General features: G+C 69.8%; 2 protein-coding genes, 1 tRNA gene and 1 pseudogene. 2 read left to right on the forward strand and 2 right to left on the reverse strand.

All coding sequences use genetic code 11. The features are described 5' to 3' along the window. A partial coding sequence (locus tag EPN98_RS24445; protein ID WP_293365622.1) for a cation-transporting P-type ATPase occupies positions 1-442 on the reverse strand: 442 nt, incomplete at its 3' end. Positions 443-581: 139 nt separating this feature from the next. On the opposite strand from EPN98_RS24445, the gene EPN98_RS24450 reads away from it, so the two are divergent. After that, complete coding sequence (locus tag EPN98_RS24450; protein WP_293365623.1) at positions 582-923, forward strand: hypothetical protein; 342 nt, start codon at positions 582-584, stop codon at positions 921-923. Between the two features lie 68 nt (positions 924-991). Here the strand turns inward: EPN98_RS24450 and EPN98_RS24455 are convergent. After that, positions 992-1,077, reverse strand: a tRNA-Leu gene (locus tag EPN98_RS24455). A gap of 78 nt (positions 1,078-1,155) precedes the next feature. Here EPN98_RS24455 and EPN98_RS24460 point away from each other — a divergent pair. Continuing rightward, positions 1,156-1,362, forward strand: a pseudogene (locus EPN98_RS24460) (hypothetical protein); the annotation flags it as partial.

Here is a 1,362-nt window from a genome sequence, read left to right on the forward strand (position 1 = left end):
CGCTCTCGCCGGTCAGCATCGACTCGTCCAGGCTCAGCCCGCTGCTCTCGACCACCGTCATGTCGGCGCCGACCCGGTCACCGGCCTCGAGCAGGACGTGGTCGCCGACCACCAGGTCCGCGACCTCGACCGTCGTCAGGCGTCCATCACGCACGACCCGGGCGCGGACCGGGAGCAGGGCCCGCAGCTGCTGCGCCGAGCGGTCGGCGCGGAACTCCTGCCAGAACGCGAAGCCACCGTTGAGCAGGATGATCACGACGATCGCCACGCTGATCGCCGGCATCCCGGCGACCAGCGCCAGCGCGGCCGCCACCCACAGCAGGACGGCGAGGAGGTGGGTGAGCTGGGCAGCGAGCATCCGCAGCGGGTGCGGGCGCGGCGGCGCCGGCATCACGTTGGCGCCGTACCGGTCCCGCGACTGCTGCACCTGCGTGCTCGTCAAACCCGACGCCATCGCGGCTCCCGTCCTGCTCGCCTCCCAGTCTCGTCCCGGCGGGCTGCCCGCCTCCTGAGGCGAAGGTCGAGCAGGGGCGGGTCCAAGGTCCCTGTCGCTGGGTGCCGTACCGGGCTTGACTGGGCCCATGGCCTGGATGGAGATCGACGGACATCACCTGGTCGTGCGGTTCAGCCCTGCCGAGCACGTCCTCGGGCTGGTGCGTGACCTGGTGGTCCCGCTGTCCTCGGTGGACTCCGTCGACCTCATGGACTCGTGGAGGGAGGTCCGGGGTCTGCGCGTCGGCCTCGGTCTGCCACGCGTGAGGCTGATCGGGACCTGGTACTCCCGCGGCCGCAGGCAGCTCGTCTCGCTGCGGCGCGGGATACCGGCACTGAAGGTGAGGCTGCACGGCGAGAAGTACGACGAGGTACTGGTCAGCGTGCCGGAGACCGACCTGCTGCTCGCCTGCCTCGCGTTCCGCCCGTAAGCGGCTTCGACGCTGGCTTCGAGGTGCCGAAATGAAGAAAAGGCCCCGTGGAGCCGGAGCCTTCTCAGTGTCCGAGAGGGGACTTGAACCCCTACGCCCTAATACGGGCACTAGCACCTCAAGCTAGCGCGTCTACCAATTCCGCCACCCGGACGAGTGCGGTGGAACAGTAGCAAAGAGAGGGCCTCCGTCTCGCATCGGGGAGGCCCGCGACGGGTGCTTTGATGGTGGCATGAGCACCGAGACGGACGCCGTGTCCTACGACCCCGCGGGCGAGGTCGTCGACCTGTGCCGCGAGCTGATCCGGATCGACACGACCAACTACGGCGACCAGGAGGGTCCGGGGGAGCGGAAGGCGGCGGAGTACGTCGCCACGCTCCTCGACGAGGTGGGTATCGAGTCGCGGCTCTACGAGTCGACGCCGGGCCGGACGTCGCTG

The organism is Phenylobacterium sp. (genome assembly GCF_004299445.1).
In the GTDB taxonomy this organism is placed as follows: domain Bacteria; phylum Pseudomonadota; class Alphaproteobacteria; order Caulobacterales; family Caulobacteraceae; genus Phenylobacterium.

Coding starts and splice junctions, on each gene's coding strand:
- EPN98_RS24450 (WP_293365623.1), top strand. CDS start 582: ATGGCCTGGATGGAGATCGACGGACATCACCTGGTCGTGCGGTTCAGC.